Origin of the sequence: Stenotrophomonas maltophilia group sp. RNC7 (genome assembly GCF_030910085.1) — a bacterium.
GTDB classification, from domain to species: Bacteria; Pseudomonadota; Gammaproteobacteria; order Xanthomonadales; family Xanthomonadaceae; genus Stenotrophomonas; species Stenotrophomonas sepilia.
The window spans coordinates 1-429 of sequence record NZ_JAVFVN010000326.1; the positions used below are offsets into that span (position 1 = coordinate 1).

General features: G+C 57.8%; 1 protein-coding gene. It reads left to right on the forward strand.

What is annotated here, in order from left to right:
* Positions 1-178 precede the first annotated feature (178 nt).
* The coding region (locus RCF13_RS05365) for a hypothetical protein (protein ID WP_308140933.1) at positions 179-429 on the forward strand (251 nt) is incomplete at its 3' end.

The following is a 429-nucleotide window of genomic DNA, read 5'->3' on the forward strand; positions in this document are numbered from 1 at the left end:
GTCTTTTCCCGATCTCGGCGCGCTCGCAGCGTCTTGCGGGGCGCGTCAGTCGGCGACAAATCCGGCGGTTAAAATGCTGCAACGACAGCTCTCGGCGCTTCGGGCTATCCAGCGCGGACGTGGTTGCAAACCCGGTGAATCAGGCGGCGGGTTGTTTAATGCCTGCCGCGAGGTCGGAATGAAGATCAGTGAAGTACAACAGGAACTAAACGCCGCTTCTGCAATTGATCGCGAATGCAGGGCCGAAAGCAGGGCAGCAGCTTCAGGCATAAAACGTCCAAAGGCAACGAACGCCTCCTCTCCGGCCGGTCTTGCGCGAACAGGACCGTCTGCAGACGAGACGCCAAAGAAGGTTTTCGGGGCGAGGAAAAGCCTGCAGTTTTGTGTTCGCCTGTCCGATGGATACTATTTTCCGACGCCAAATTCGCA